We start from the raw sequence: 26,240 nt of genomic DNA, 5'->3' as shown, positions 1-26,240 counted from the left end.
CATGAGCGCCCGCACTGCAGCTCTCGTCCTGCGTTTGTTCGGCCTGGCCTGAGAATCTCGACCATGAGCATTGAAAAGCGCCCCGACCCCGATGAGTTGCTGGCTCAGATCCGCGAGCAGGAGAGCGCGGAGCAGCGGGGCCGGCTGCGCATCTACTTCGGCTCCTCGGCCGGCGTCGGCAAGACCTTTGCCATGCTGCAGGCGGCGCGCAAGCTGCAGGCGGATGGCCTCGATGTGCTGGCCGGCGTCGTCGTCACCCATGGCCGCAGCGAGACCCAGGCCTTGCTCGACGGCCTGCCCGTGCTGCCGCTGCGCGAGCTCGAGTACCGCGGCCGCAAGCTGCCGGAGTTCGACCTCGACGGCGTGCTGGAACGCCGCCCGGCCTTGGTGCTGGTCGATGAGCTGGCCCATGCCAATGCGCCTGGCTCGCGCCACCCCAAGCGCTGGCAGGATGTGGAAGAGCTGCTGTCGCGCGGCATCAATGTCTACTCGACACTGAATGTCCAGCACCTGGAGAGCCTCAACGATGTGGTCGGCGGCATCACCGGCGTGCGGGTGCAGGAGACCTTGCCCGACACCTTCTTCGACCGCGCCGATGAAGTGGTGATGGTGGACACCCCGGCCGATGAACTGCTCGCGCGGCTCGCAGCGGGAAAAGTCTATATGGGCCCGCAAGCCCAGCGCGCCGCTCAGAACTTCTTCCGCAAGGGCAACTTGATGGCCTTGCGCGAGCTGGCCCTGCGCCGCACCGCCGACCGGGTGGAGGACGATGTGCAGGCTTGGCGCAGCAACCAGCGCGTCGCCCAAGTCTGGAAGACCGAGGCCGCCATCCTCTGCGCCATTGGCCCCAGCCCGGCGGCCGAAAGCGTGCTGCGCAGCGCGGCGCAGCTGGCCCAGCAGCTCAATGTCTCCTGGCATGCGGTCTATGTGGAAACGCCGGCGCTGCGCCGCCTGCCCGATGCGCAGCGCGATCGCATCCTGCGTGTGGTGCGCCTGGCCCATGAGTTGGGCGCGCAGACCGCAGTGCTTAACGCGCAAGATCTGACCCCGGCTTTGCTGGCCTATGCGCGCGAACACAATCTGTCCAAGCTGGTGCTGGGCCGCAGCCAGCCTGCACCCGCTTGGCGCCGCTGGCTGGGTTCTCTGCCCTGGCAACAGCGCCTGGCCGAAGAGGGCCCTGAGCTGGACCTGATCACCGTCGCCGCAGCGCCGCTGCAGCCGGCACGCCGGACCCAGGCGTCCGAGCAACTGGCTCAGGAACACGAGGAACGCGAGCTGCAGTGGCAGCGTCTGGCCGGCCGCTATGGGCTGGCGGCACTGGCCTGTGCCGCAACCGCCTTGCTCAGCTGGCCGCTGCAGCTGGCGTTTGACCAGTCCAATATCGTCATGCTGTTCTTGCTGACGGTGGTCGGGGTGGCCCTGCGCCTAGGTCGCGGTCCGGCGGTGCTGGCCAGCTTTGTGAGCGTTGGCCTGTTCGACTTCTTCTTTGTCCAGCCCCGGCTCAGCTTTGCCGTCTCCGATGTGCAGTACCTGCTCACCTTTGCCGTCATGTTGGCCGTGGGCCTCATCATCGGCCAGTTGACCGCCGGTCTGCGCTACCAGGCCCAGCTGTCGACGGAGCGCGAGGCGCGCTCGCGTTCGCTGTTCGAGTTGACCAGCGATCTGGCCGGTGCACTGCAGACCGAAGCAGTGCTGCAGGTGGCCGAGACTGCCTTGGCCGAAGAGGTTCATGGCGAGGCCTTGCTCTATGTGCTGGACCTCAAGGACGCGCTGCGGCCCTCGCCCCGTCAGGACAGCTTGGCCGCCGGTGAGCAGCCCGACGCCGGCACCGCCCGCTGGGCCTTGGACCATGGCCAGGCCGCCGGTCTGAGCACCGACACCCTGGCCGGCAGCGCCTGGTTTTACTTGCCCCTGCAGGCGCCCATGCGCACCCGTGGCGTGCTGGCCCTCAAGCCCAAAAGCAGCCGCAGTCTGATGTTGCCCGAGCTGCGCGCCCAGCTGGAGACCTATGCCCGCATCATTGGCCAGGCCCTGGAGCGTGTGCATTATGTGGAGGTGGCGCAGGAGGCCTTGGTGCACATCGAGGGCGAGCGTCTGCGCAACTCCCTGCTCTCGGCCTTATCACATGATCTGCGCACGCCGCTGGCCGGTCTCTACGGCCTGGCCCAGACCCTGGACCGCACGCCCGAGCTGCCGCCCCAGGCGCGCGAGCTCAGCGCCGCCCTGCAGCAGCAGGCCCAGCGCATCAGCGCCATGGTCAACAACCTGCTCGATATGGCACGCCTACAAAGCGGTGCGGTGCGCCTGAACCGGCAATGGCAGCCGATCGAGGAAGTGGTCGGCACGGCGCTGCAATCCTTGCAGCCGGCCCTGTCCAGCCATCAGCTGCAGCTGCAGATTCCGCCGGGCCTGCCCCTGCTGCATCTGGATGCCGCGCTGATGGAGCGGGTGCTGGGCAATTTGCTCGAGAACGCGCTCAAGTACACGCCCAGCGGCAGCACCTTGAGCATTTCGGCCGAACTGGCGCCGGCGGCGGGCCAGTTGAAGCTGCGTGTCTCGGACAACGGCCCGGGTTTGCCGCCCGGTCGCGAGGAGCAGTTGTTCGCCAAGTTCAGCCGTGGCGAGCGCGAGAGCAGCACGCCCGGTGTGGGCCTGGGCCTGGCGATCTGCCGGGCCATCGTGCAAGCCCATGGCGGCGAGATCCACGCAGAGAATCGGCCCGAGGGCGGTGCCTGCTTTGTGATCAGCTTGCCTTTGGGCGAACCGCCGGAACTGCCCCTCGATGAAGCACTGGAATGAATGCCCCGACGATGACCGCGTCCCGATCTGTCTGTCCCACTGAACGCCATGAGTGATCCCAATCCCGTCGCCCTGATCGTCGAAGACGAGGCCAGCATCCGGCGCTTTGTGCGCCTGGCCCTTGAGTCCGAGGGTTGGCAGGTGCATGAGACCAGCACGGTGCGCCAAGGTCTGGTCGATGCCGGCACGCGCCGGCCCGATCTGGTCATCCTTGATCTGGGCCTGCCCGATGACGACGGGCTCAACTACCTGCGTGATCTGCGTGCCTGGTCGGGCGTGCCGGTGATCGTGCTCTCGGCCCGCACGGCCGAGGCCGACAAGATTGCGGCGCTCGATGCTGGAGCGGACGACTATCTGAGCAAGCCCTTTGGCGTCGGCGAGCTGATGGCACGCGTGCGGGTGGCCCAGCGGCGCAGCCAGGTGGCCGCACGCGGCAACGCCGGCGAACCGGCCCAGACCGTGTTTCGATTCGGCGAGGTCGAGGTGGACCTGGCACAGCGCCGCGTGCTGCGCGCCGGCGTGGCCGTACATCTGACTCCGCTCGAATACCGCCTGCTGACCCATTTGATTGCGCACGCCGGCAAGGTGCTCACGCACCGCCAGATGCTCAAAGCGGTCTGGGGCCCCAGCCATGTCGAAGACAATCACTACCTGCGCGTTTACATGGGCAATTTGCGCCAGAAGCTGGAGGCCGTGCCGGCGGCGCCGCAGTACCTGCTGACTGAAACCGCCGTGGGTTACAGGCTGGTCGCCTGAGGGTTTGCATTTGGCTTGGCCAAGCCCGGCGTTCGCGAATGCATCTGGAACGCAGAGGCCGCTGAGGGACGCAGAGGGCGCAGAATTCACTGCTGCAGCCTTGGCTCTCTCCGCGTCCTCTGCGTAACTTTGCGGCCTCTGCGTGCCTGTTCTTTCGTATGCGATGGGCGCCGACAGGAGCCTGGGCTGGGCTGCGGACGTTTCGATTCAGCCGATTCGAAGCCAGCCCAGCCTTACCAACCGCCGTGCAGATGCACTTGCTGCGGCCGGCGCAGGCCTTGCACCCAGTGGCGGTAGACGCCCTGCGCCAAGCGGTGCAGCTCCGCCGTGCGAGCCGGCAGTTCGCGCAGCATCTCGTCCTCGCTCTGCACGGTGCGGCCGTGGCCCAGGGCCAGGCTGTGAGTGATCTCGTCACGTGACTCGCGGCACCAGGCGCGCACGCTGTCCTCGGTCACTTCCAGATGCGATTGCAGGCCCAGGTGCTTGCCCAGGGCGAAGCGCTTGTTCAGGCAGTGGCTGCCGAACAGGATGCGCTGCGCGCCGCTGGGTATTTCGAAGGTGTCGTGGTGCCAGTTGAACATCGTCGCCTGGCGCTGGCCGGCAAAGAGGTCGCGACCAGCGGGCGTCACCGATAGCCGGCTCCAGCCGATATTCGGCCAGGCATTGCGGTGCACCCGGGCGCCCAGGGCGCGGGCCAGCAGCTGGCCGCCGAAGCAGTGGCCCAGCACCGGCACGTCCAGCGCCACGGCCTGACGCAGCAGCTCCAGCTCGGCCGCGATCCAGGGCAGCTCCTCGTTGACGCTGTGGTTGCTGCCCAGCACCACCAAACCGCTGTAGTCGCTGATCCAGCGGGGCAGGGTCTGGCCCCGTGCAGCCTGGACGACTTCGCAGGCGATGCCCTGGCTGTGCAGATAACTGAGCAGATAGCCGGGGCCTTGGCTGGCTTCGTGCTGAAGGATGGCGACCGTGTCCATGGTCCGGGTCGGCAGCGGGCTGAGCTTTGCTTGCGAGACCTTCAATTTAGAAGGGCTGCCATCAAGAACATGCCCAGTTGGCGGGTGGCTCTGTCAAGAAGCCGTCAAGTTCATGCACGGGGCTGCGCCCTACAATTCGCGCACATTTCCAGCCACTGCCCGTGCCCGCCATGCCCGTCAATCTCACCGCCCCCGATCCCGCCAGCCTGCACCCCGTTCCCGGCGTCCGCCTGGGCGTGACCATGGCCGGCATCCGCAAGGCCGATCGGCGCGACCTCAGCGTCATCGCCCTCGACGAAGGTGCCAGCGTGGCCGGCGTGTTCACCAAGAACCGCTTCTGCGCCGCGCCGGTGCAGGTCTGCCGCGAGCATCTGGCCGGGCAGGTGGAGGGCGCCGGCATCCGTGCCATCCTGGTCAACACCGGCAATGCCAATGCCGGCACCGGCGAGGACGGCCTGGCCCGGGCACGCCAGAGCTGCACGGCCCTGGCCGAGCTGATGGGCGTGCAAGCCAGCCAGATCCTGCCGTTCTCGACCGGCGTGATCATGGAAGTGCTGCCGGTGGACCGCATCATCGCCGGCCTGCCCAAGGCCATCGCCGCCCTGCGCGACGACGCCTGGGGTGAGGCGGCACTTGGCATCATGACCACCGACACCTTGCCCAAGGCCGCCTCGCGCCAGATTCAGATCCAGGGCCAGACCGTCACCATCACCGGCATCAGCAAGGGCGCCGGCATGATCCGCCCCAATATGGCCACCATGCTCGGCTATGTCGCCACCGACGCGCACATCAACCCGGGCCTGCTGCAGACCCTGGTGACCGAGGCGGCCGATGCCTCTTTCAACCGCATCACCATCGATGGTGACACCTCGACCAACGATTCCTTTGTGCTGATCGCCACGCATAAGGCGCAGCACGAGCGCATCGAATCGCTGCACAGCGCCGAGGGTCAGGCCTTGCGGGATGCTGTGATTGCAGTGTCGCAGCAGCTGGCGCAGGCCATCGTGCGTGACGGCGAGGGCGCGACCAAGTTCATCAGCGTGCAGATCGAAGGCGGCCGTGACGAAGCCGAGTGCAAGCTGGCGGCCTATGCCATTGCCCACTCACCCTTGGTCAAGACGGCCTTCTTCGCCAGCGACCCGAACCTGGGCCGCATCCTGGCGGCCGTGGGCTATGCCGGCATTGCCGACCTGGATCAGACCCTGATCGAGATGCATCTGGACGACGTGCATGTGGTCACCAAGGGTGGCCGTCACCCCGACTACCGCGAGGAAGATGGCCAGCGCGTGATGAAGCAAAGCGAAATCACGGTGCGCGTCAATCTGCACCGCGGTGCCGCCCACAGCACCGTCTGGACCTGCGACCTCAGCCACGACTACGTGACCATCAACGCCGATTACCGCTCCTGAGAGGGGCGGCTGACAGCACTGAACTGTCGTTCGCGAAGATGTTTCAGCACGCAGAGTGCGCGGAGGACCGCAGAGGACGCTGAGACTAGAAATCCTGCTCTCTTCTCCGCGACCTCTGTGGTCCTCCGCGCACTCTGCGTTCGTATTCAAATTTCAGCGAACGACGGCTCCGTGGCGAATCCGGTCGACCGAGACTGCGTGCTCAGCTCAGCTCAGTGCTTGCAGCCCGGGCCGTGGACATGGGGCTGGTGCGCATGCGCCGTCGGCGCGGCGCTGACGGGAATACCGATGGGCTTGCCGTGGGAAGCATGGCTACAGCTGCTGCTGTGAACATGGCCGTGTTCGTGCGGATGATCGTGATGGTCGTGCCCGGCATGAGAAGGAGCATCGACGCGGCGCAGTGAGCCGTCCTCGGCGACCAGCACGTCGCCGGCATGCAGATGTGTTCCCGCAGGCAGCTGAATCTTGAGTGCCTGGCCATGCTCGTCGCTGACTTCCAGCTCATGTTGATGGCTCTGCGCTTCGTCGAGCTTGACGATGGCTGCGCGCTTGAGCAAAGCCGGTGCCAGACCCTGGCCACCGGGCAGGAGCTTGGTGATGAGCAGGGCGGGTGCGGCGGACGATGCGGGGGAGGTCGTGGGCTGGTTCATGGTGATGCGAGGAAGTGTGGGTGGCGGCGCCGGAAGGCGTCACTGTAGCGAAATCTGTCAAGCAAGCGCGCGGCAGGGCGGCGGCAGGTCTGGAAGAATGCTGGCGCTTTCTCCGTTCAGACCCACCACGATGTCCCTGTTCATCCGCCCAGCCCAGGCCGCCGACCATGCCCCGCTCGAAGCCTTGCAGCGCCGTGCCTCCCTCGGCAATGCTGGCGACCGAGGCTTTTTGCTTGAGCATCCGGAACTGATCTCGCTGCCGCTTGAGCACATCGCCGATGGGCGGGTGTTTCTGGCGGAGCAGTGCTCTGGCGGCACGCTGCTCGGCTTTGCCACCTTGCTGCCCTGTGATGACGACGCGCTGGCGCTGGAGTTGGACGCCTTGTTCGTGGAGCCTTCAGCCTGGCGGCTTGGCGTGGGTCGCGCCTTGCTTGACCATGGCTGTCGTCTGGCGCGCGGAGCCGGCGCTCGCTCCTTGCGGGTCCTGGGCAATGGGCATGCCGAGGGCTTTTACCGCCGCTGCGGCTTCGAGCTTTTGGGTCACCAGGCCATGCGCTTCGGCACGGCCTTGCAGATGCGCCTCAACTTGGTTTGAGCCGCCGCGAGCCCGACCAGGCTCAGAAGTCCACGGCCCGCGTGCGCAGGCCGCGCGCGATCAGGGTGGCATTGATCAGCTGGGCTTCTTCACGGCTGGCAAAGGGCCAAATGGCCGGGCGCCAGCCCTCGGGGGTCTGGAAGACCTGGGCCTGCATGGCGCCGGGCCGTCCCTGGCTGGGCGCCATGGCCACTTTCATGCGTTCCAGCATGGCTTGGGCATCGGCCTTGCTGGCACTGACCGGGCCGACCAGGGCCACCACCGGCTTGTTGCCGGGGGCGGCAGCGCGCGTGTTTCTGCCGGGCGCTGTCGGTGTTGTGGCAGCGGATTCCTCGCGGGCACCGGCTTCGCTGCTGCTGCCTCGCTTGCTGCCAGTCTCGACCGGGCCATGCAGGGACGGGCGGTCGCTGTCGCGGCTCGTGATGCGGCCGGCCGTGATCGGGGCCGCCTTGGGGCCGGTGGGCACCGGCTCATCGGCTTTGCTCTCATCGGCCTTGGGCGCCGTCGACTCGGGCTTGCCGGCTGTGCTTTCGGCGCTGCCCACATCGGCCAGCATGGGACGTGCGTTCTTGCGAGGGATCGGTTTGACCAGCTGCGGGCGGATGTCGGGCTGGGCTTCGTTGGCTGCGGGTTCCTCGGGCAGCGGCGCTGAACTCTTGCGTTCGAGGGCGGCCTTCTGCGCTGCTGCAATGCTGGCGGCGGTGGCTGCGGCAGCTTCGCGCAGGTCCAGCGGCGTGGGCAGCTTGACTTGGCTGGCGGCCGGTTCGGCCTGCGCAGCGGGCGGAGTCGAATCCTTGCTGGCAGCGCTGGCGGTTGTTTCGGCCGCGCTGGGGCTTGTCACTTCTGTGGCGGCTGCTGGCGCGGCTGAGGCCGCTGTTTCTGGTGGCGGCGCTTCGGGTGCGCTGGCTGGCGCTGCCTCCGGCGCAGGCTGGGCAAGCGCTGCGCTGGCCGCACTGGCGGCGCTTGCCGCGGCCAACTCCGCTTCTTTGAGCGACTTGCGACTCGGCAGCATCAGCAGGGCCACGCACATCACCAGCACGCCCAGCGGCAGCAAGGCAGCCAGACCGACCTTGATCGGGCTCAGGCAGCGCCGGCCGATGATCTCCGGCTTGGGGTGGCCTTGGCCGATCAACACGCGGCTGCGCGAGCGTCCGGCGTCGATGGCCGCGCTGACGACATAGAGCTCAAACGGCCAGGCGCCACCGGCCGGGCTTTGACCCATCATCTGCTCGTCGATGGGCACCACGCGTTGCGGCCAGCTGCCGTCGCCGGGCTGCTCGGAGTAGCCGAAGCGCTGGGCAAAGCGGGCGATGCGCTCGGGCGTCAGGCCGGCGATGAAGCGTTCGGTGAAGGCGGGCCAGGTGTCGGCGCCCGGCGGCGGGCCGCTGCGGGACTTGCGCTTGCCGGGGGCGCGCATGCCCCGCAAACCGCGCTTGATGCGCTCGGGCCAGGTGCTGCGGTGCCAGAGCTCCTGATCAGCCAGAGCGTCGAGCTCGGCGGCATTGCTGTTGGCGGCGATGGTCGATTCCTCGCCCCAGGCCGCCAGGCTTTCGGGCGAGATCTCGTCGGTCAAGACCGGTTCGATCGGCTCCTGCGGGCGCCCGCGCGCGTTCTTGCGTGCCGAGCCCTGGCCTGGCGAGCCAGCCGGCGCGGGCGCGGCTGCGCTGCCGCTGCGCATGAAGGGCAGGGCGACGACGCCGATGGTGTGGACGTCGTAGATATTGATGCGTTTCGCGAGCGGGTGGCTGTTGTGCCAGGCCACCAGTTGCTCGACCAATCGATCCATGGCGTGTCGGTCGGGTATGTGCGGGATGAACGGCTATGCGGGCTGCGTGGGGTCAGGTCTTGCGGCGCTCACGCTGCTCCCCGGGGAAGGCGGAGCATGCGAAGCGCAGGGTCTCAAACTGGACTGTGCCCCAGTGGCTGTCACCTGTGGCGCATTGAAAGCCCGGAAAAGCCCCGTAAACGACGCTCGCAGCCGCCGCTCAGCCCAGTGTCTTCAGCAGCCAGGCGTTCAGGTCCCGCAGTTCCTCGGTGCTGACCGAGTGTTCCATGCGGTAGTCGCGCCATTCGACCGCCTGCCCCAGGGCGCGCAGCTGATCGCGTGCCGCTTCGCCGCGGGCCGGCACCACCACCGGATCCAGGCGCCCATGGGCCATGAAGACGGGCGCCAGGCGGTTGGCGTCCGAGCGCTCGGACTCCAAGCTGTCGGCCAGGGGCTGGTAGCCGGACAGGGCGACGATGCCGCCCAGGCGCTCGGGGTAGCGCAGGCCGGTGAACAGCGCCATGGCGCAGCCCTGCGAGAAACCCATCAGCACGATGCGCCCAGCCGGCAAGCCGCGGGCGCGCTCGGCATCGATCAAGGCGGCGATGGCCGCGCCCGAGGCGCGCACGCCGGCGGCGTCTTCCTGACGCTGGAGATCGACCTGGCGGATGTCGTACCAGGCGCGCATCACATAGCCGCCATTGATGGTGACCGGCTGTTCGGGCGCATGGGGCAAGATGAAGCGCACGGCGCCCAGAGCACGCAGGTCCAGCTCCTGGCAAACGGGTTCGAAATCATGGCCGTCGGCGCCCAGACCGTGCAGAACGATCACGGTGGTCTGCGGATCGGGGCCGGTGTCATGTTGCAGGGCGGGCAGGCTCATGGTGAGAGTAAGAGTCGCAAAGGCCTGCATTGTGGCGCCTGGAGGCTCCCGTCTTGTTTCAGTCGGCCTCGCGCAGCAGGCGGAAGCCGAGCAGGACATAGCGTGTGTCGGGCGCGTTCCAGTTGCGAAAAGCACTGCGGGCGTAGAGCGGCCAGGTGTGCCAGGAACCGCCCCGACGTACCCGCACATCGCCGGTGGCCGGGCCTTGCGGGTCCACGCTCGGCGAGTTCGCGTAGTAGTCCTCACCATGCCAGTCGGCCACCCATTCCCAGGCATTGCCGTGCATATCGTGCAGGCCCCAGGCATTCGGGGCGAAGCTGCCCACCGGGGCCGTGAAGGTATGGCCGTCACGGCCGCGCAGGGCCTGCGCCTGCCACTGCGGCCACAGCGGCGCGCAATCGGCGTCAAAGACGTTGGCGACCTTGAGCAGGGACTCGGGCGCGTCTCCCGAGTGGTAGCGGCTGTTGCTGCCGGCGCGCGCCGCATATTCCCACTCGGCTTCGCTGGGCAGGCGGTAGCGCCGCCCCTCGGTCTTGCTGAGCCAGGCGGCCATGGCGACGGCGTCAAACCAAGTGACATTGACCACGGGGTGCTCGTCACTCTGCTTGAAGCCGGGGTTCTGCCAGGAGTAGCGCGGCAGCCGGCCTTCGAAAGCGTCGCCACGCGCGCTGCTGGCCGGGTCATAGTCTGGGTTATAGCCATAGGCGCCGGTGCCGTCGGCCAGCGACTCCGGCACATGGCCGGAGGCCTGCAAAAAACGCCGGAATTCGCCCACCGTCACCTCATGCTGGCCCAGCCAAAAAGCCTTGCTGATGCGCACGCGGTGCGCCGGCGTTTCATCTTGTAGCTTGTCAAAGCGCCCGCGCTCGAGCGTGGGGTAAGCCTCGGCCAAGGCCTCGGCGCTTTCCTGGCGGCCCATGACGAACTCGCCGGCGGGGATCAGGACGTAGGGCTGGCCCAGGCTGTTGCGCAAGACGGGCGCCGTGTCTGCGGCGAACGCGGGTGCTCCGACCAGCAGGGTCAAAGCAGCCAGAAAGCGGGGCAATGTCAGCGGGAGTCTCATGGGCGGATCTTAGTGAGGCTCGCGATGGGGGAAAATCGGCATTTGCCCAGAGCTGCTCCATGTTCACCCACTTGATTCCCGATGCCGCGCCGCCGGCCGCCCAGGCCGATGCCAGCGTCCGTTTCCAGCGCCTGCTGGCGACGGCTTTGGCCAATGGCAGCTTCGTCAAGCTGCTGCTGAGCAAGTATGTCGGCGAGGAGGCGCAGTTGGAGCGACTGATGGTGCGCGAGGTGCTGCTTCGTGGCGAGCGTCAGCTCAGCCTCTTGTGGCGCTACCAGACCCGCGACATCACCAAGAACCTGCCCCTGGCCGAGGGCCTGGACCTGCTGGCCACGCTGATGGGTGCGCAGTTCCACAGCGCCCATCTGCAGACCCAGGGCGAGGAGGTGCAGCTGGTGTTCAGCCGCAAAGGGCGGCCCAGCTTGCGCATGGGGCGGGCCACGCCGGCGGCGGTGCCGGTGGTGGCCGAAGCTGGCCATGACAAGGAAAAGCAGCGTTATCTCGAGCTGGGCCGACCGTTTTGGCTGGACCTGGGCCTGAGCCACCTGGTGCGAGGCGAGGCGCAGCTGGTACCGGCCATGTCGCGCAAATGGAAGCAGATCAACAAATTCATCGAAATCTTCGCTGCCGCGCTGAAGAACTCCGGCCTGGCCGAGAGCGCCGATGTCCATGTCGCCGATTTCGGCTCGGGCAAGGGCTATCTGACTTTCGCCATGCACGACTGGCTGCACAGCCAGGGCAAGCAAGCTCATGTCACCGGCGTCGAGCTGCGCGAGGACATGGTGCGTTTGTGCAATGAAGCCGCGCAGCGCCATGCCATGGCCGGCCTGCGTTTCGACCATGGCGATGTGCGCAGCTACACACCGCTGCGTCTGGACGTCATGATCGCCCTGCATGCCTGTGACATCGCCACCGACCACGCCATCCATTTCGGCCTGCGCACCGGTGCCCGCGTCATCATGTGCTCGCCTTGCTGCCACAAGCAGATCCGCCCGCAGATGCAGATGCCGGCTCAGCTGCGCCCGCTGCTGCAGCACGGCATCCATCTGGGCCAGGAAGCCGAGATGGTCACCGATGGTCTGCGTGCGCTCTTGCTGGAGGCCGAGGGCTACGACACCCAGGTCTTCGAGTTCGTGGCTCTGGAGCACACCAGCAAGAACAAGATGATCCTGGCTGTCAAACGCAGCCAGCCCCTGAGTGCCGCCCGCCGCGCCGAGCTGCAGGCCCAGATCGCCGAGATCAAGCGCTTCTACGGCCTGCGCGAGCAGTGTCTGGAGACCTTGCTGGCGGCTTGAGATCGGTGGCTGCGAGGGACAGGCTTCGGCACTGAACCGTCATTCGCTGAGATTTGAATACGAACGCAGAGTGCGCGGAGGTTCGCAGAGGTCGCACAGAGAGAGAAGAAGAGCGAGGATTGTGTTCTCAGCGTCCTCTGCGGGCCTCTGCGAACTCTGCGTGCTGAAACTTCTCCGCGAACGACGGCTCTGTGCCGAAAGTAGCCCAGCAAAAAAGGCCCTGGCGTTGCCGCCGGGGCCTGTCAAAAGCGCAAGTCACCGCCCGGGACAGCGCCTTCGGAGGAAGGCGGCGTGGGGCTGCGATGACCGGGATTGCGCGCGCAGCGCGGCCTTGGTGCGAGCGCGGGCGCTGGAGCGAACTCCAGCGGGGCGCACGCGGCCAGCTCGCTGTATGAACGACTAGAAGGTGTCCCAGCCGCCGTCGTCGGCCGGCGCGGGGGCTGCAGCCGGCGGCCGGGTGGCTGCCGGTGAGGGGGATGAGGCGGTCGCCTTGCGTGCGGCCGGCGCTGGCTTGGCGGCCTGCTGTTTGTGCGTGCTGGCCGGCTTGTGCTGGTGGGTCGATTTGACCGGGCTGCGCTGGGGCGCCAACGCCGCCTTGTGCGTGCCATGGAGTGCGAGCTTGAAGCTCGCCACAGCAGAGAGCAGGCCCTGGGCCTGGTTGCGCAGGCTTTCGCTGGCCGCCGCGCTTTCTTCCACCAGGGCCGCGTTTTGCTGGGTGGCGCGGTCCAACTGGGTGACAGCCTCGCCGACTTGGCTGATGCCCGAACTCTGTTCGCGGCTGGCGCTGCTGATCTCGCCGACGATGTCGGCCAGGCGCTGCACCGAACCGACGATGTCCTGGATGGTCTGGCCGGCGCGGTCGACCAGCTGGGTGCCGGTCTGCACACGCTCGACCGAGTCATTGATCAGGCTCTTGATTTCCTTGGCCGCATCGGCGCTGCGTTGGGCCAGATTGCGCACCTCGCTGGCGACGACCGCAAAACCACGGCCCTGCTCGCCGGCGCGCGCTGCTTCCACGGCCGCGTTCAAGGCCAGGATGTTGGTCTGGAAGGCAATGCCGTCGATGACGCTGATGATGTCCGAGATGCGCTTGGAACTGCCCTCGATGCCGCGCATGGTCTCCACCACCTCGCCCACCACCTGGCCGCCATCGCGCGCCACTTGGGCGGCGCTTTGCGCCAGCTGATTGGCTTGGGCGGCGTTGTCGGCGTTCTGGCGCACGGTGGCGTTCAGCTCTTCCATGGTGGCCGAGGTCTCTTCCAGCGAGGAAGCCTGTTCTTCGGTGCGCGAGGACAGATCGGCATTGCCCTGGGCGATCTCGGCGCTGGCCGTGGCCACCGATTCGGCGCCGTCGCGGACATTGCTGACAGTGCCGACCAGGCTGGTCTGCATGCGCGCCAGGGCGCTGAGCAGTTGGCCGGTTTCGTCTTGTGAATTGCTGTGGATGGCCTGGCTCAAATCACCGCCGGCCACGCGGTCGGCGGCCTGCACGGCCAGGCTCAGCGGGACGGTGATGCCGCGGATCAGGGCGGTGGACATCACGGCAGCAGCCACCAGGGCCAGCACCGAGACGACCAGCAGGCCGGTCAGGGCCGATTTGTAGACCTCGTCGCTGTTGGCGGCGGCTTTGTCGGAGCCCCGGACATTGAGGTCCACGATCTTGGTGACCGTGTCATGGGCCGAGGTGAAGGCCTGGCGGGCATTGCCGGCGGTCAGTTGGCGGGCTTCATCCTGTTTGCCCGCCGCCGCGGCGCTTAGGGCCTCCTTGACCAAGGTCTGGTAATTGGTCCAGTTCGCGCGGAAGTCCTCGTAGAGCTTGCGCTCCTCCGGGCTGGTGATGAATTTCTCGTATTGGCTCGAGTCGTGCTTGAGTTCATCAAGGGCCTTGCTGATGGCGCTGTCGGACGAGCTTGCTTGCTCGGGCGTGCTGGCGTTCACGCGCAGCAGCACGCCGATGCGATATTCGTTGAGGTCGCCGCTCATGGCGCTGGCATAGCGAACCGAGGGCATCCAGCTGCCGCTGATCTCGGCCGACTCCAGTTGGACCAAATGCACTTGGCGATAGCCGAACAAGGCCAAGAGCACGAGCAAGCCGGCCAGCAGACCGAAGGCGGCGCGGAGCTTGCCGGCGATCGTCATATTCTTCAGAAACTGCATGGAGTGGTCCCCCTGTCGGCGCATCGCCGCTGAGTTGCAATGGTGCGAGCCCGTCGGGGCTCAGCACGCATCATCGGGGGAAGCCCCGGCCAAGAAAGGTGAATCAGACCGGCCGAAGGGCGGCTGTTTCCACCGCTCGGGCGGGGATTTCCAGTGCGTTCGCTCGCTCAGTGCTTGTGCTCGGCGGCAGCGGCTGGGCTGGGGGCGCGCAGCATCAGGCGCACGGCGGGCGCCTTCAAGCCCTGGGTCGAGTCACCGCTGGCGGGCAGCTCGGCCCAGTTCCACTCGCCCTTGACGCAGCTCTGGCGCACCTTGAACCAGATCGCGCCGAGCGTGTCGGGCAGGCTGCCGCGCAGCACGAACTCGTCGTACCACTCGTCTTGCAAATAGGCGGCTTCGTTCTGCGCGGTCCAGCTCAGCTCCACCACGTCCTCGGTGACGGTGCGGCCATGGCTCTCGTAGGGCTTGGCCAGCTTTTCGCGCTTGACGGCCAGGGTCCAGCCGGCCTTGGGCATGGGCTTGGCACCGCGCAAGCCGGCCGGCAGGCTGACGGTGACCCGCGTCGTGGCCGAGCCCTCGCAGCCATGGCCCACGCGCAGCACGGCCTTGTAGGGCGTGCCGGCGATGGCCTCGGGCTGTTCCAGGGTCACATGGGCCAGGGCGCTGCTGCCAGCGCCGAGCATGGCGAGGGTGGTCAGCAGCAGGGGCAAGATGGTTTGAGTTTGAAGTTTCATGTGCGGGTTCTTTCTCGATCAATCAATCAAAGGTCGAACTTGAGCTCGGCGTGATAGCTGCGGTTCGGGTAGGGGTGGAAGGCCCAGTACTTGTCGTTGTTCAGGTTGTCGATGCCGGCAGCCAGGGTCCACTGCTTGTCCAGCTTCCATTGCAGGCGCAGGTCACCGGTCAGGAACTTGGAGAAGCCTTGATACGTGTGGCCGTTCGGGTCGCTGTTGTTGAGCGTGCCGTACTGCGGGCCGGAGTAGCGCAGGCCGTAGCTCAGATGCAGGTTCGGCTGGATGGCATAACTGGCCAGCACCGTGGCGCGCCAGCGCGGCACGCGCGGCTGTTGGCGGCCGATGGTGTCGCCGGGCGTGCTGACAAAGCCGCTGTTCTCCAGGATCTTGGAGTCGGCATAGGTCAGGCTGCTTTGCAGCTCCAGGCCCTTCAGGCCTAGGCTTTCGCCCAGATCCTGGGCCGAGTAGGCCAGCTCCAGGCCCAGGGTGCGGATGCGGCCGATGTTCTGCACGCTGCTGATGGTCTTGCTCGGGTCGGCCGGCTTGCTGCTCAGCTGCGAGTACAGCGCGTCGCGTGTGTTCTCGTGGAACAGGGTGCTGCGCAGCTGCTGCTTGCCCTGGCTCCAGCTGGCGCTGAACTCGCTGGTCCAGCCGCGCTCGGGCTTGAGATCCGGGTTGGTCGCTGGGTCGTTGGGCAGGTACACACCAGTGGCGCTGACGCCGCCTTGGTAGAGCTCGCCCACGGTGGGCATGCGCACCGCCCGGCCGGTGGAAACGCGCAGCGTCCAGTCCTCGTTCAGCTCATAGCCCAGGGCCGCCTTGGGCGATAGAAAGCGCTGCTTGCGCGCGGCAAAGGCCACGGGCGTGCCGTTGGCGGCCGTCTTGCGGCCGTCCATGGCCTGCCATTCCTCGGCGCGCAGGCCCAGCACGGTCTTCAGCGTCGGGCTCAGGGTCCAGCTGTCCTGGGCATAGGCGCTGCGCAGCTGGGTCTTGCCGCTGAAGGCGGTGAACAGGGCGCTGGGTGCGCCGTGGATCCAGTCCTCGGTGTCCGAGGTGGTCTGTTGCCAGACATAACGCTCTTGCTGCAGGCCCAGGTCCAGCACATGGTCGCTGCCGCTGGGGCGCCAGATGGCCTTGGCGGCCAGGGCGGTCCAGCCGGTGCCGCCCAGATCGGTCAGGCGGCCGGCACCGCCCTGGTCGGCCGCGGGGCGGGCCAGGCTTTTCGGGCTGCTGGGCGAACGGGCGGTGTCACTGCGGTAGTCGTACTGGCTGGCGCTGAGCTCGAAGTCGAAGGGGCCGCGTGTGTAGCTCTTCAGCGTGAGGCCATGCATCAGGTGGCTGAGCCGGTCACGGCTCTGGCCGAAATCGGTGTTGGCAACGCTGTACTGCTTGCCGTCGATCGCGATATTGGCGCCGCTGTAGACGGTGTTGCCGCCGGCATCACGCAGATAGCTTTCGCTCACGCCCTCGCTCTGGTTGTGCCACCAGGCCAGGCTGTAGCTGGCGCGCAGCTGGCTGTCGAAGTCGTAGGCCAGCTTCAGCTTGGCGTGGTCCTGCACCGTGTGGTACTGGGTGCCGGTGCCGAGGATTTGCCAGGGCGCATTGCTCTTGTCGGCGTCCAGCACCGCGCCGCTGACCGGCAGCGAGGCCGCATTGACCGGCTTGCCGCTGGACACCAGCTTGGTCACAAAGGTCAGGGGCTGGCCTTCGCTGTCCAGCCGCTTGACATGGATCCACCACGACAGGGCGCCGGCCCGGTCGCCCAGCGAGGCGCTGGCCTGGTGGCCGCTGTAGCTGCGATGACTGTTGTAGAGATCAAAAGGCTGCTGGAACAGGCCCAGCTTGGCATGGGCTTCGAAGGCCTTGGGCATGCGGGTTTGGTAGTCCACCACCGCGCCGACCGAGTTGCCCGAGTAGGCGGCCGAGAAGGGGCCGTAGAGCACGTCCACGCGCTCGATCTCTTCGGGCGTCACCAGGCCCCAGCGCGGCGTGAAGCCCGCACCATTGCCCAGCAGGTTGGAGAGCTGGATGCCATCAGCAAACACCAGCGAACGGGCGCTGTTGCCCGTGCCCGAGGCGCGGGTGGACAGCACGGCGTGGTTGTAATCGCCGATATAGCGCTTGCGCACCAGCAGGCTGGGCAGGTATTTCAGCGCGTCTTCCGCGTCGGTCGCGTTGATGGTGCGCGCGATCTCGACCGCGCTGACGCCTTCCATGGTGGTCGGGATCTGGCTCGGCAGCGAGCTCAGGGCCTGGCCGCTGATGCTGACCAGGCCGAGCTTGTGCGTCGGGCTGGCGCCGGAGGGTTCGCTGTCAGCGGATATTTTTTGAGACGTCTGATTGGCCGCGACAGGGCTGGCGCCCTCGTCGCAGTCGTCACAGGCCAGGGCGGTCAGAGGCAGGTAAGCGGCGGCCAGCGCCAAGACCAGGGCGGTCGGTCGGGGGATTTGATGCATGGGCGGAAAGATTCGCACTCGATCGATTCAGCCTCGCGCCGGGCGTCACACAGCGGTGGCGGCCGAGCGCGAGGCTCAGAAAGGAACACAGGGGGAGAACAAGGCCCTGGAACACCGCAGCGGCTGGCACGCCAAAACACGCGTGCGGCAAGGCTGCGGGCCGGGGCCCGGCTGGTGAATCAGGCCAGCGAGAGGAGGGGCGGTGCGCGCGACTGCGGCGGCGCCCAGGCATGCATGCTTTGCGGCGCGCTGAGGAAGCGCACCGGCATGGCCTGGCGGAGTTGATTGAGCAGGGGCAGGGCCTGCAAGCTGGGCGGCGGGGCAGCCGCCTGCTGGGCCTGCAGATCGCAGGCCGGGCAATGGTGGAACAGGCCGTGCAGCGAGTCCTTGTCCGCCGCCTGGCGCGCGGCCAGCACCGATTGCTGGGCGCGTGGCGAGACCACGCTGCTGCGGCAGATCTGGCTCCAGCTGCTGGGCTCGCCGCGCAGGGCGCCCAGCATCTGGCTCAAGGCCGGCGCCAAGGCCATCAGCAGCACGCAGCAGGCCACCCAGCCGCTGAAGAAGCGGGCGTGGCGGCGGAGCTGGGTCAGGTGAAGCACGGCTGCGATCATAGGCAAGCGACCTGGGCCGGACGCTTGCGCTGGGTCATCATCAATGCTTGTGGGCGTGCTCGGCCGCGGCGGGTTTGCCCATGGGGCGGGCCTCGGCCTTGATTTCTTGTTCCACGCGTTTCTTGTCGCGACCTTCGAACACCAGGGTCAGATCCACGGCTTCGCCGGCGGCCAGCGGCTTCTTCAGGTCCATCAGCATGATGTGGAAGCTGCCCGGCTTGAGTTCCACCAGTTGGCCGGCCGGCAGGTCCAGGCCGTCGACCGCACGCATCTTCATGGTGCTGCCTTCCATCTTCATCTCGTGGATCTCGGCCACGCCGGCCACCGAGGAGCGCACCTCGATCAGGCGGCTGTCGCTCTTGGCCTTGAGCTGCACGAACGCACCGGTGGCTTTTTGCGGGGCCACGGTCGCGCGCACCCAGGCCTGGCTGATGTCCACCTGGGCCCAGCTGCTGGCGCTGGCAAGCAGACCGAGGGTGGTGGCGAGGGCAAGGGCAAGAGGGCGCAGAGAGGTGCTCATGAGGTGTCGGTGTCGCTGGCTGAAGTCAGGGCGCGATTCTATGAGCCTGGCGAATGCCGGCCTTGATGGCGCGCAAGAACTCAGAGCTGGGCGCTGTTCTGCAACTCAGCCGATTGGCCCAGCAGGCCGTAACGCCGCATCACCTCGCGCCACTGGCTGTCGGCGCCCATGGTCTGGGCCAGCTGCAGCAGGCGCTCGCGCAGAGGCTCTTGCAGGTCACGTGACAGCATCAGGTGGCGCTGGTAGCGCATGCGCGGCTGGGCTGCCACATGGATGTGCTCGTCGAACTGGGGCAGGCGCTGGCGCCACCAGGCCAGGCCGCTGCGCGACAGGAACAGCAGATCCACACGGCCCAACATCAGCATGCGCAAATTTGCCTCCTGGGTGAAGGAATCCAGGCGTTGCAGCTCGCCACGGGCGACCAGCGGGTCGGCATCGCTATAGACATGACCATAGATGCCGCCCAGCTTCTGGCCGCGCAGCGAGGCCGGGCCCTCGTACTCGAAGGGCTTGCGTTTCAAGGACAGCACCAGGTCCTCGTCATTCATCACGGGCGCCGACCAGATCAAGGCCTGCGCCAGCTCGGGCGAGGGGAACCAGGCGGGCGAAACCCAGGGGACCAGCCCGGCCCATTGCGGCTGGCGCACCTGGACATCGACACGCCGGCGCGGCAGCAGCTCCAGCTCCACCGTGTCCAGCACATCTTCGGCTCGCTGCTTCAGCCACGTCGCCAGCTCGAAGCTCAGGCCCTGCTGCGGGCCCGTCACGAAGGGCGGGTAGTCGTAGTAGCTGAGCAGCTTGAGCGGAACGGGCCGGCCAGCCTCAGCCAGTGATTTGCCCAGCGCCAATGCCGTGGCCGAGGGCCAGAGGCCGGCGGCCAAGCCCAAAGAAGGAAGCAGCAAACGGGCGCGTCTTGTGTCCACGGCGTCGGTCGGATCCATCGGTTGCGAGTGAGCAGTGTGGCATGAACCGAGGCTGTTCCGAGCTTTCAGGCGCCGAGCAGGTCGAGCAGGCTGCGGGCGATCACCTGGGTGGCGCGGCGCAGGTCTTCCAGCTGCAGGTGCTCGTCGGCCCGCTTGGCATTGCTCTCCAGCACCGTGCGCGGCCCGGCGCCGTAGATGGCGGCCGGAATGCCATGTTCGCCGTAGAGCCGCACATCGGTGTAGAGCGGCGTGCCCGAGGTCGGGATGGGCTCGCCGAACACGGCTTCGCCATGTTTCTGCAGGGCCTCGACCAGAGGCTTGTTGCCGGCCTGGGGCTTGAGCGAGCGGGCCAGCAGCAGGCGTTTGATGTCCACCGTCACGCCGGCGGCGTTGCCGCCGCAGCGGGCCGCGGCGCCGCGGATCAGCTCACGCAGATTCGCTTCCACCGCCACCGGGTCTTCCTCGGGAATCATGCGTCGGTCGAGCTTGAACACCACACGGCCGGGCACGACATTGGTGTTGCTGCCGCCCTCGATGCGGCCGACGTTGAGGTAGGGATGGTTGATGCCAGGCACCTCGGAGCTGATCTTCTGGTACAGATCGTTCTGGGCGTAAAGCACTTGCAGAATCGCCACCGCGCCTTGCAGCGCGTCAATGCCGGTGCTGGGGTAGGCCGCGTGCGAGGCCCGGCCGTGCACCGTCACTTCGAGCTGCAGGCAGCCGTTGTGTGCTGTCACCACCTGGTAGCTGAAGCCGGCGGCCAGCAGCAGGTCGGGCTTGCTGAGGCCTTGCTTGAGCAGCCAGCCCGGGCCCAACTCGCCGCCGAATTCTTCGTCGTAGGTGAAATGCAGCTCCAGACCGCCGCGCAGGGCCACGGCGCCCTCGGCCTGCAGGGCCTCCAGCGCGCGCAGGGCGAAGGTGTAGCTGGCGAAATCGCTCTTGCTCACGGCGGCGGCGCGGCCATACAGGCGGCCATCGACGATCTCGCCGCTGTAGGGCCCATGGCTCCAGCCCTCGCCGGGCGGCACGACATCGCCGTGGGCATTGAGTGCCACCACCGGCCCGCCCTCCGCATAGCGCCGGCGCACGATCAGGTTGGTGATGCTCTCCATGCCCTGGGCCTGCACCAGTTCGGCGGGCACGGCGTGCTTCTCGGCGCTCAGGCCCATGGCCGCCAGCAGCTCGGCGGTGCGCTCGGCATGGGGCGCGTTGTTGCCCGGCGGTGTGTCGGTGGGCACCTGCACCAGGGCTTGCAGATAGCGCACTTCCTCGTCGAAATGGGCGTCGACCCAAGCGTCGAGCTTGGCGTAGTTCAGGGCGGCGTTTGTCATGGCGTTTGGCCCTCCGCGGCCAGTTGATCCAGCAAATGAGTAAAAGCCTGGGCGGCCAGTTCGATGTCGTCGTTGTTGGTCGACTCCAGCGGGTTGTGGCTGATGCCCTCGTTCTGGCCGCGCACAAAGAGCATGGCCTGGGGCATGCGCTCGTGCAGCTTCATCGCGTCATGGCCGGCGCCCGAGGGCAGGTGGAAGACCTGGCAGCCGGTGGCGGCCACGGCGCGTTCCCAGCGGACTTGCCAGCTGGGGGCACTGGGCGCGGCATTGGCGGCCAGGGTGGGCTGCAGCGTCCAGCTCAGGCCGCGCCGCTCGCAGATGCGGATCAGCGCCTCGCGCACCTCGGCGTCCAGCGCGTCGCGGGCGGCGTCGCTGGGCGCACGCAGGTCCAGGCTGAACTGGCAGCGGCCGGGGATCACATTGATGGAGCCGGCCGGTACTTGCAGCTGACCCACGGTGCCAACAGTCTCGGCGCCAGCGGCCGCCAGCTGCTCAACAGATAGCAGCAGCTCGGCCACCGCGGCTGCCGCATCGCGCCGCTGGCCCATGGGCGTGGTGCCGGCATGTGCCGCCTGACCGATCACCTCGCCCAGGTAGCGCCGGCTGCCGTTGATGGAGGTGACCACGCCCAGGGCCAGGTCTTGCCCGTGCAGCACCGGGCCTTGTTCGATGTGAACCTCGACAAAGCCGAGGTAGCGGGCGGGGTCGCGCGCCAGCGCCGCGATGGCCTCCATCGTGCCGGGCAGGCCGGCGGCCTGCATGGCCGCGCGCATGGAGATGCCCTCGCGGTCTTGCAGCTCCAGCCAGGCCGGATCGAACTGGCCGGTCAGGGCGCTGGAGCCCAGGAAGGTGGCCGGGTAGCGCTGGCCTTCCTCTTCCGAGAAAGCCACCACCTCGATGGCAAAAGGCAGGCGGCGCCCGCTGGCATGGAGCTCGCGCACGCAGGCCATGGGCAGCAGCACGCCGAGGCGGCCGTCGTGCGGGCCGGCATTGCGCACGGTGTCGTAGTGGCTGCCGGTCAGCAGGCGTGGTGCATCAGGGCGGGCGCCGTGATAAGTGCCAACGACATTGCCAACGGCGTCGATGTTCACTTCGTCGAAGCCGCATTCACGCATCCAGGTCGCCAACTGCGCGGCCACGGCCCGGTGGGCCTCGGTCAGGTAGGTGACGGTCAGCTGGCCGGCTTCGAGAAAGCCGGGCTCGGAATGCCGGGCCAGCGCCTGCGCCCAATCCCAGATGCGGTTGCCGAGGATGGGTTCGACCCCGAACTTGTCATTCAAGCGGATCTCGGCGATGCGGTGGATCTGGCGCAGGCACTCGGCCCGCTCCACCTCCGCCGGCTGGGCCAGGCGGCGCGCAAACGTGGCAATGATCTCGTCCCGGCTCAGGCCCTGTCCACGCGGCCCGCGCACGGCCAGGATGAAGGGCCAGCCGAAGCGTGCGTTGTAGTCGGTGTTGAGCTGCTGGATGCGCGCGAACTCCTCGGGGCTGCAGTCGCTCAGGCCCGCGCGGCTTTGCTCGCCCGTGGATTCAGCCGTCAGGCTGCGCGCCAGCATGGCCTTGCCGGCCAGCTCGGGGTGGGCGCGGATCAGGCCCAGCTGCTCGGCCTCGCTGGCCTCGCGCACCAGCTGGGCCAGGGCTTGCTTCAGAGCCGTCAAGGTTTTGAGAGGCCGTGAATGCCGCAATGCGGCAGCCCGCCGGGCGATCCAGGGCGAGTGCTCGTAGACGCCGTCCAGCAGGGCGACGAAGTCCTCGACGCTGGCCGCGTTCAGGGTGTTCAGGTTCAGACTCATGGCTCAGCGTTCCCAGACAAAGGCGGTGTTGGCGTCGAAGGGGTGGGTGGCGCGCCAGTGGCGGGCGAGGTCGATGCGGCGGCAGATCCAGACGTGCTCGTGCTGCTGCACATGGTCAAGAAAGCGCTGCAGCGCTCGCATGCGGCCGGGCCGGCCCAGCAGGCGGCAGTGCATGCCCACGCTCATCATGCGAGGCGTCTCTGCGCCTTCGGCGTAGAGCACATCGAAGCTGTCGCGCAGGTATTCGAAGAACTCGTCGCCATGGCTGAAACCCTGGGGCAGGGCGAAGCGCATGTCGTTGCAGTCGAGCGTGTAGGGCAGCAGCAGCTGCGGCGCCAGGCTGCCGTCGCTCTTGCGCACGTTCAGCCAGAAGGGCAGGTCGTCGCCGTAGTAATCGCTGTCGTACTCGAAGCCGCCGTAGTCGGCCACCAGGCGGCGGGTGTTCGGGCTGTCGCGGCCGGTGTACCAGCCCAGCGGGCGCTCGCCCAGCAGGCGGGTGAGGATGTCCATGCCGCGCTGCAGGTGCTCGCGCTCGGTGGCCTCGTCCACGTTTTGATAGCTGATCCAGCGCCAACCGTGGCAGGCCACTTCATGGCCCAGGCTTTGCAAGGCACTGCAAAGCTCGGGGTGGCGCTCCAAGGCCATGGACACGCCGAACACGGTCAGCGGCAGGCCGCGCCGCTCGAACTCGCGCAGCAATCGCCAGACGCCGACGCGCGAGCCGTACTCGTAAATGCCTTCCATGCTCAGATGCCGCGCCGGAAAGGCCGGCGGGTTGAACATCTCGGACAAAAACTGCTCGCTGCCGGCATCGCCGTGCAGCACCGAGTTCTCGCCACCTTCTTCGTAGTTCAGCACGAACTGCAGGGCGATGCGGGCCTGGCCGGGCCACTGGGCCTGCGGCGGCTGGGCGCCGTAGCCGATCAGGTCGCGGGGGTAGTTCATCGTGAGCTCCGAAAGATGTGGCGAAGAAGCAAAGAACTCAAAGGCAAGCACAGAGGCACAGAGGTTTTGTTCATATCTTTTCTGGCCTGTCTCTGTGTCTCCGAGCCTCTCAAGAAACAGAATCCAAAGCACGAACGCAGAGCCAACAGCCGAGGGACGCAGAGCGCGCAGAGCTCATTGCTGCAGCCTTTGCTCTCTCTGCGTGCTCCGCGTTTCTTTGCGGCCTCTGCGTACGTGTTTCTTCATTTGCGCCGGGCGCCGACAGTAGCCTTGGGTGCTCTGTGGTCTATCTTGCATTTCGGCCATCCAGTACTTCCGCAAGACTCGCCACGCGCGGCTGCAGGCGCAGGCTGGTTTCTACATGGCCCAGGTGATCGCGCAGCAGCTTTTGTACCGCGCGCTTGTCGCGCGCCTCCAGCGCGTCGACCAGGGCCACATGCTCGGCATGCGACTCGGCCGCCGAGTGGTCGCTTTGGTACATCAGCGAGATCAGGGAGCTGCGCGAGAGCAAGTCGCCCAGCAGCTGGGCCAGCACCTCATTGCCCTGCATGCGCGCCAGCAGGCGGTGAAAGTCAGCCAGAAGGCGGGTGCGGCCCGGCACATCGGTGCGGGCGATGGCCTGGGCCTCGGCCTTGAGGTGCTGGCGCAGCTCGGCCAGCTGGGCCGGCGTGATGCGCTCGACCAGCTGAGCCAGCAGGCTGGATTCCAGCATGCGCCGCACCTCGAAGACCTGGCGCGCTTCTTCGACGCTGGGTTCGGCCACAAAGGCACCGCGCGCCGGCGTCAGCGTCACCAGGCGGTCGCGGCTGAGTTGGTTCAGGGCCTGGCGCACCAGGGTGCGCGAGACGGAAAAAATGTCGGCCAGCTTCTGTTCGGCCAGCTTGGTGCCCGGCATCAAGCGGCGCTCGACGATGGCCGCGGTGATGGCTGTGGCGATGCGCTCGGTGCTCGAAGCCGGTTCCACATCGGCTGCTGGGCTTGAAAGGGCAGGGGGCGGGGCTTTGGCTCGCATTGTGTGCTGAAGTGTATACACTTTGGGTTTGTTGCGGCCATGCCTGGCCGACGGAGATTTCGATGGGCAAGCTCACCACCCATGTGCTCGACACCATGCACGGCAGCCCGGCTGCCGGCATGGCCGTGCGCCTCTACCGCATGGACGCCAGCGGCAACCCGCAGCTGCTGCAAAGCCTGACATTGAATGCCGATGGCCGCGCCCCAGCGCCGCTGCTGGAAGGTGAGGCCTTTCAGCCCGGCCGCTACCGCCTGGTGTTCGCGGCGGCGGCATACTTCAAGTCGCGCGCCGTGGCCTTGCCGGAGCCGGCCTTTCTGGATGAAGTGCCGCTGGATTTCGGTATTGCCGATGCAGGCTCGCACTACCACGTGCCGCTGCTGCTCAGCCCTTGGAGCTATTCCACCTACCGTGGCAGCTGAGCGGCTCGGGATTCCATCGACATGGGTGCATTGAGCCGCGAGATCGCCGCGCTGGAATTGCTGTTGACGCGGGAGCCCGCGGTGCTGGTGCGAGTGGCCGGCGTGCAGGGCAGCGGGCCTCGCGAGCTGGGCGCCTGGATGGCACTCAGCGCCGGTGGGCAGGTCGGCAGCATTGGCGGTGGTCGGCTGGAGTTCGACGCCAGTGCTGAAGCGCGGGCTTTGCTGGCTGCGAATGGACCTGAACCGGGCGGCGTTTTGCGCCGCTATGCCTTGGGCCCCAGCCTGGGTCAATGCTGCGGCGGCGTGGTGCAGCTGCGCTTCGAGCGCCTGGGGCCGGCGGACATTGCCGGCCTGCGCGCCCGGCTGTTGGCGCCCGAGGCGCGCCAGCCGGTGGCCTTGTTTGGCGGCGGCCATGTCGGCCGGGCCATCGTCAAGCTCCTGATCGATCTGCCGTTTGAGCTGCAATGGCTGGACAGCCGGGACGAGGTCTTTCCGCCCGAGCTGGCGGCGCAGGTCCATCTGGCCGAGCACTCGCAGCCGGTGCAGGCCGCGGTGCCAGGTCTTGCCTCGGGCTCGCAGGTGCTGATCATGAGCTTCAGCCACGCCGAAGACCTGGACATCGTCGCCGCCTGCCTGGCGCGCCAGCGCGAGCGCGGTGATCTGCCCTTCATCGGCCTGATCGGCAGTGCCAGCAAATGGGCGAGCTTTCGCCAGCGCCTGCTGGCGCGGGGTTGTAGCGAGGCCGAACTGGCCCAGGTGCGCTGCCCGATCGGCCTAGCCGGCATCCAGGGCAAGCAGCCGGAAGTGATCGCGGTGGCGGTCGTGGCGCAGTTGCTGTTGCAGCTGAGCGGCGGCTGACGGCACTGAGCCGTCGTTCGCGGAGAAATTTCAGCACGCAGAGTTCGCGGAGGACCGCAGAGGACGCTGAGACTAGAAATCCAGCTCTCTTCTCCGCGACCTCTGCGGTCCTCCGCGCACTCTGCGTTCGTATTCAAATCTCCGCGAACGACGGCTCAGTGCCGGATCCTGCCGCGAACGATCTCGTGCTTGGGTCATCGAGGCTAGTCCGAACGGCTCATGCGACTTGGCCGCTGCGGTGAGGAATTTCACGCGATTTGGGGACTATGGCGTCCGTCTTGATGCTGTTGAC

At 67.3% G+C, this 26,240-nt stretch carries 22 protein-coding genes; 7 read left to right on the top strand and 15 right to left on the bottom strand.

From position 1 onward, the window contains the following. The first annotated feature begins 63 nt into the window (after positions 1 to 63). Together LNV28_RS21980 and kdpE are read left to right on the top strand one after the other, a co-directional pair. Positions 64 to 2,799 (top strand): DUF4118 domain-containing protein, encoded by a 2,736-nt coding sequence (locus LNV28_RS21980; RefSeq protein WP_263520290.1) that lies wholly within the window; start codon positions 64 to 66, stop codon positions 2,797 to 2,799. 48 nt (positions 2,800 to 2,847) lie between these two features. After that, positions 2,848 to 3,555, top strand: coding sequence for a two-component system response regulator KdpE (kdpE, locus tag LNV28_RS21975; RefSeq protein ID WP_263520289.1), 708 nt, complete (start codon positions 2,848 to 2,850; stop codon positions 3,553 to 3,555). Positions 3,556 to 3,788: 233 nt separating this feature from the next. Here kdpE and LNV28_RS21970 read toward each other — a convergent pair whose 3' ends face one another. After that, entirely contained in the window at positions 3,789 to 4,529 is a 741-nt protein-coding gene (locus LNV28_RS21970; RefSeq protein WP_263520288.1) for a type 1 glutamine amidotransferase, read from the bottom strand. 170 nt (positions 4,530 to 4,699) lie between these two features. Here LNV28_RS21970 and argJ point away from each other — a divergent pair, with 170 nt between their 5' ends. After that, complete coding sequence (gene argJ, locus LNV28_RS21965; protein ID WP_263520287.1) at positions 4,700 to 5,938, top strand: bifunctional glutamate N-acetyltransferase/amino-acid acetyltransferase ArgJ; 1,239 nt, start codon at positions 4,700 to 4,702, stop codon at positions 5,936 to 5,938. Between the two features lie 212 nt (positions 5,939 to 6,150). On the opposite strand, the gene LNV28_RS21960 is transcribed toward argJ, so the two are convergent. After that, entirely contained in the window at positions 6,151 to 6,588 is a 438-nt protein-coding gene (locus LNV28_RS21960) for an urease accessory protein UreE (RefSeq protein WP_263520286.1), read from the bottom strand. A 130-nt stretch (positions 6,589 to 6,718) separates the two neighbouring features. On the opposite strand from LNV28_RS21960, the gene LNV28_RS21955 reads away from it, so the two are divergent. Beyond that, positions 6,719 to 7,183 carry a GNAT family N-acetyltransferase gene (locus LNV28_RS21955; protein ID WP_263520285.1) on the top strand — a complete coding sequence of 155 codons (465 nt, stop codon included), beginning with the start codon at positions 6,719 to 6,721 and terminating at the stop codon, positions 7,181 to 7,183. A 22-nt stretch (positions 7,184 to 7,205) separates the two neighbouring features. On the opposite strand, the gene LNV28_RS21950 is transcribed toward LNV28_RS21955, so the two are convergent. The 3 genes from LNV28_RS21950 to LNV28_RS21940 form a co-directional block, all read right to left on the bottom strand. Next, a complete protein-coding gene (locus LNV28_RS21950) occupies positions 7,206 to 8,969 on the bottom strand; it encodes a hypothetical protein (RefSeq protein ID WP_263520284.1) in 1,764 nt (587 codons plus the stop codon). A gap of 199 nt (positions 8,970 to 9,168) precedes the next feature. Then, positions 9,169 to 9,831, bottom strand: a complete 663-nt coding sequence (locus LNV28_RS21945) for an alpha/beta hydrolase (protein WP_263520283.1) — start codon at positions 9,829 to 9,831, stop codon at positions 9,169 to 9,171. A gap of 58 nt (positions 9,832 to 9,889) precedes the next feature. After that, the gene (locus LNV28_RS21940; RefSeq protein ID WP_263520282.1) at positions 9,890 to 10,894 is read right to left on the bottom strand and encodes a formylglycine-generating enzyme family protein; all 1,005 of its coding nucleotides are present in this window, start codon (positions 10,892 to 10,894) and stop codon (positions 9,890 to 9,892) included. A gap of 59 nt (positions 10,895 to 10,953) precedes the next feature. Between LNV28_RS21940 and LNV28_RS21935 the strand changes: the two genes are divergently transcribed. Further along, entirely contained in the window at positions 10,954 to 12,189 is a 1,236-nt protein-coding gene (locus tag LNV28_RS21935; RefSeq protein ID WP_263520281.1) for a class I SAM-dependent methyltransferase, read from the top strand. Positions 12,190 to 12,588: 399 nt separating this feature from the next. Here the strand turns inward: LNV28_RS21935 and LNV28_RS21930 are convergent, their stop codons facing one another. From LNV28_RS21930 to LNV28_RS21885, 10 genes are all read right to left on the bottom strand, one after another. Next, complete coding sequence (locus LNV28_RS21930; protein ID WP_318013890.1) at positions 12,589 to 14,346, bottom strand: methyl-accepting chemotaxis protein; 1,758 nt, start codon at positions 14,344 to 14,346, stop codon at positions 12,589 to 12,591. A 167-nt stretch (positions 14,347 to 14,513) separates the two neighbouring features. Continuing rightward, positions 14,514 to 15,080: a YcnI family copper-binding membrane protein gene (locus LNV28_RS21925; RefSeq protein WP_263520280.1), complete on the bottom strand. Its 567-nt coding sequence runs from the start codon at positions 15,078 to 15,080 to the stop codon at positions 14,514 to 14,516. A gap of 26 nt (positions 15,081 to 15,106) precedes the next feature. Continuing rightward, positions 15,107 to 17,536: a TonB-dependent receptor gene (locus LNV28_RS21920; RefSeq protein ID WP_263520279.1), complete on the bottom strand. Its 2,430-nt coding sequence runs from the start codon at positions 17,534 to 17,536 to the stop codon at positions 15,107 to 15,109. 179 nt (positions 17,537 to 17,715) lie between these two features. After that, complete coding sequence (locus LNV28_RS21915; RefSeq protein WP_263520278.1) at positions 17,716 to 18,135, bottom strand: DUF2946 family protein; 420 nt, start codon at positions 18,133 to 18,135, stop codon at positions 17,716 to 17,718. Positions 18,136 to 18,187: 52 nt separating this feature from the next. Continuing rightward, the gene (locus tag LNV28_RS21910; protein ID WP_263520277.1) at positions 18,188 to 18,667 is read right to left on the bottom strand and encodes a copper chaperone PCu(A)C; all 480 of its coding nucleotides are present in this window, start codon (positions 18,665 to 18,667) and stop codon (positions 18,188 to 18,190) included. Positions 18,668 to 18,747: 80 nt separating this feature from the next. Then, positions 18,748 to 19,590 (bottom strand): substrate-binding periplasmic protein, encoded by an 843-nt coding sequence (locus LNV28_RS21905; protein ID WP_263520276.1) that lies wholly within the window; start codon positions 19,588 to 19,590, stop codon positions 18,748 to 18,750. A gap of 65 nt (positions 19,591 to 19,655) precedes the next feature. Then, on the bottom strand, positions 19,656 to 20,921 hold the full coding sequence (locus LNV28_RS21900) for a M20/M25/M40 family metallo-hydrolase (protein WP_263520275.1): 1,266 nt from the start codon (positions 20,919 to 20,921) through the stop codon (positions 19,656 to 19,658). Further along, positions 20,918 to 22,714: a 2-oxo-4-hydroxy-4-carboxy-5-ureidoimidazoline decarboxylase gene (uraD, locus tag LNV28_RS21895; RefSeq protein WP_263520274.1), complete on the bottom strand. Its 1,797-nt coding sequence runs from the start codon at positions 22,712 to 22,714 to the stop codon at positions 20,918 to 20,920. Before uraD ends, LNV28_RS21900 begins: the two co-directional genes overlap by 4 nt. Positions 22,715 to 22,717: 3 nt before the next feature. Beyond that, positions 22,718 to 23,659, bottom strand: coding sequence for an allantoinase PuuE (gene puuE / locus LNV28_RS21890; RefSeq protein ID WP_263520273.1), 942 nt, complete (start codon positions 23,657 to 23,659; stop codon positions 22,718 to 22,720). A 286-nt stretch (positions 23,660 to 23,945) separates the two neighbouring features. Continuing rightward, positions 23,946 to 24,671 carry a GntR family transcriptional regulator gene (locus LNV28_RS21885; RefSeq protein ID WP_411970008.1) on the bottom strand — a complete coding sequence of 242 codons (726 nt, stop codon included), beginning with the start codon at positions 24,669 to 24,671 and terminating at the stop codon, positions 23,946 to 23,948. A gap of 62 nt (positions 24,672 to 24,733) precedes the next feature. Between LNV28_RS21885 and uraH the strand changes: the two genes are divergently transcribed. Beyond that, a complete protein-coding gene (gene uraH, locus LNV28_RS21880; protein ID WP_263520271.1) occupies positions 24,734 to 25,090 on the top strand; it encodes a hydroxyisourate hydrolase in 357 nt (118 codons plus the stop codon). A 21-nt stretch (positions 25,091 to 25,111) separates the two neighbouring features. After that, positions 25,112 to 25,948, top strand: a complete 837-nt coding sequence (gene xdhC, locus LNV28_RS21875) for a xanthine dehydrogenase accessory protein XdhC (protein WP_263520270.1) — start codon at positions 25,112 to 25,114, stop codon at positions 25,946 to 25,948. Positions 25,949 to 26,240: the final 292 nt, after the last annotated feature.

Origin of the sequence: Paucibacter sp. DJ2R-2 (assembly GCF_025717675.1) — a bacterium.
Taxonomy (GTDB): Bacteria; Pseudomonadota; Gammaproteobacteria; order Burkholderiales; family Burkholderiaceae_C; genus Paucibacter_A.
The sequence above is the reverse complement of the archived record's forward strand: the minus strand, read 5'-3'. Positions and strand labels throughout refer to the sequence as shown.

Coding starts and splice junctions, on each gene's coding strand:
- LNV28_RS21980 (WP_263520290.1), top strand. CDS start 64: ATGAGCATTGAAAAGCGCCCCGACCCCGATGAGTTGCTGGCTCAGATC.
- kdpE (WP_263520289.1), top strand. CDS start 2,848: ATGAGTGATCCCAATCCCGTCGCCCTGATCGTCGAAGACGAGGCCAGC.
- LNV28_RS21970 (WP_263520288.1), bottom strand. CDS start 4,529: ATGGACACGGTCGCCATCCTTCAGCACGAAGCCAGCCAAGGCCCCGGC.
- argJ (WP_263520287.1), top strand. CDS start 4,700: ATGCCCGTCAATCTCACCGCCCCCGATCCCGCCAGCCTGCACCCCGTT.
- LNV28_RS21960 (WP_263520286.1), bottom strand. CDS start 6,588: ATGAACCAGCCCACGACCTCCCCCGCATCGTCCGCCGCACCCGCCCTG.
- LNV28_RS21955 (WP_263520285.1), top strand. CDS start 6,719: ATGTCCCTGTTCATCCGCCCAGCCCAGGCCGCCGACCATGCCCCGCTC.
- LNV28_RS21950 (WP_263520284.1), bottom strand. CDS start 8,969: ATGGATCGATTGGTCGAGCAACTGGTGGCCTGGCACAACAGCCACCCG.
- LNV28_RS21945 (WP_263520283.1), bottom strand. CDS start 9,831: ATGAGCCTGCCCGCCCTGCAACATGACACCGGCCCCGATCCGCAGACC.
- LNV28_RS21940 (WP_263520282.1), bottom strand. CDS start 10,894: ATGAGACTCCCGCTGACATTGCCCCGCTTTCTGGCTGCTTTGACCCTG.
- LNV28_RS21935 (WP_263520281.1), top strand. CDS start 10,954: ATGTTCACCCACTTGATTCCCGATGCCGCGCCGCCGGCCGCCCAGGCC.
- LNV28_RS21930 (WP_318013890.1), bottom strand. CDS start 14,346: ATGCAGTTTCTGAAGAATATGACGATCGCCGGCAAGCTCCGCGCCGCC.
- LNV28_RS21925 (WP_263520280.1), bottom strand. CDS start 15,080: ATGAAACTTCAAACTCAAACCATCTTGCCCCTGCTGCTGACCACCCTC.
- LNV28_RS21920 (WP_263520279.1), bottom strand. CDS start 17,536: ATGCATCAAATCCCCCGACCGACCGCCCTGGTCTTGGCGCTGGCCGCC.
- LNV28_RS21910 (WP_263520277.1), bottom strand. CDS start 18,667: ATGAGCACCTCTCTGCGCCCTCTTGCCCTTGCCCTCGCCACCACCCTC.
- LNV28_RS21900 (WP_263520275.1), bottom strand. CDS start 20,921: ATGACAAACGCCGCCCTGAACTACGCCAAGCTCGACGCTTGGGTCGAC.
- uraD (WP_263520274.1), bottom strand. CDS start 22,714: ATGAGTCTGAACCTGAACACCCTGAACGCGGCCAGCGTCGAGGACTTC.
- puuE (WP_263520273.1), bottom strand. CDS start 23,659: ATGAACTACCCCCGCGACCTGATCGGCTACGGCGCCCAGCCGCCGCAG.
- LNV28_RS21885 (WP_411970008.1), bottom strand. CDS start 24,671: ATGCGAGCCAAAGCCCCGCCCCCTGCCCTTTCAAGCCCAGCAGCCGAT.
- uraH (WP_263520271.1), top strand. CDS start 24,734: ATGGGCAAGCTCACCACCCATGTGCTCGACACCATGCACGGCAGCCCG.
- xdhC (WP_263520270.1), top strand. CDS start 25,112: ATGGGTGCATTGAGCCGCGAGATCGCCGCGCTGGAATTGCTGTTGACG.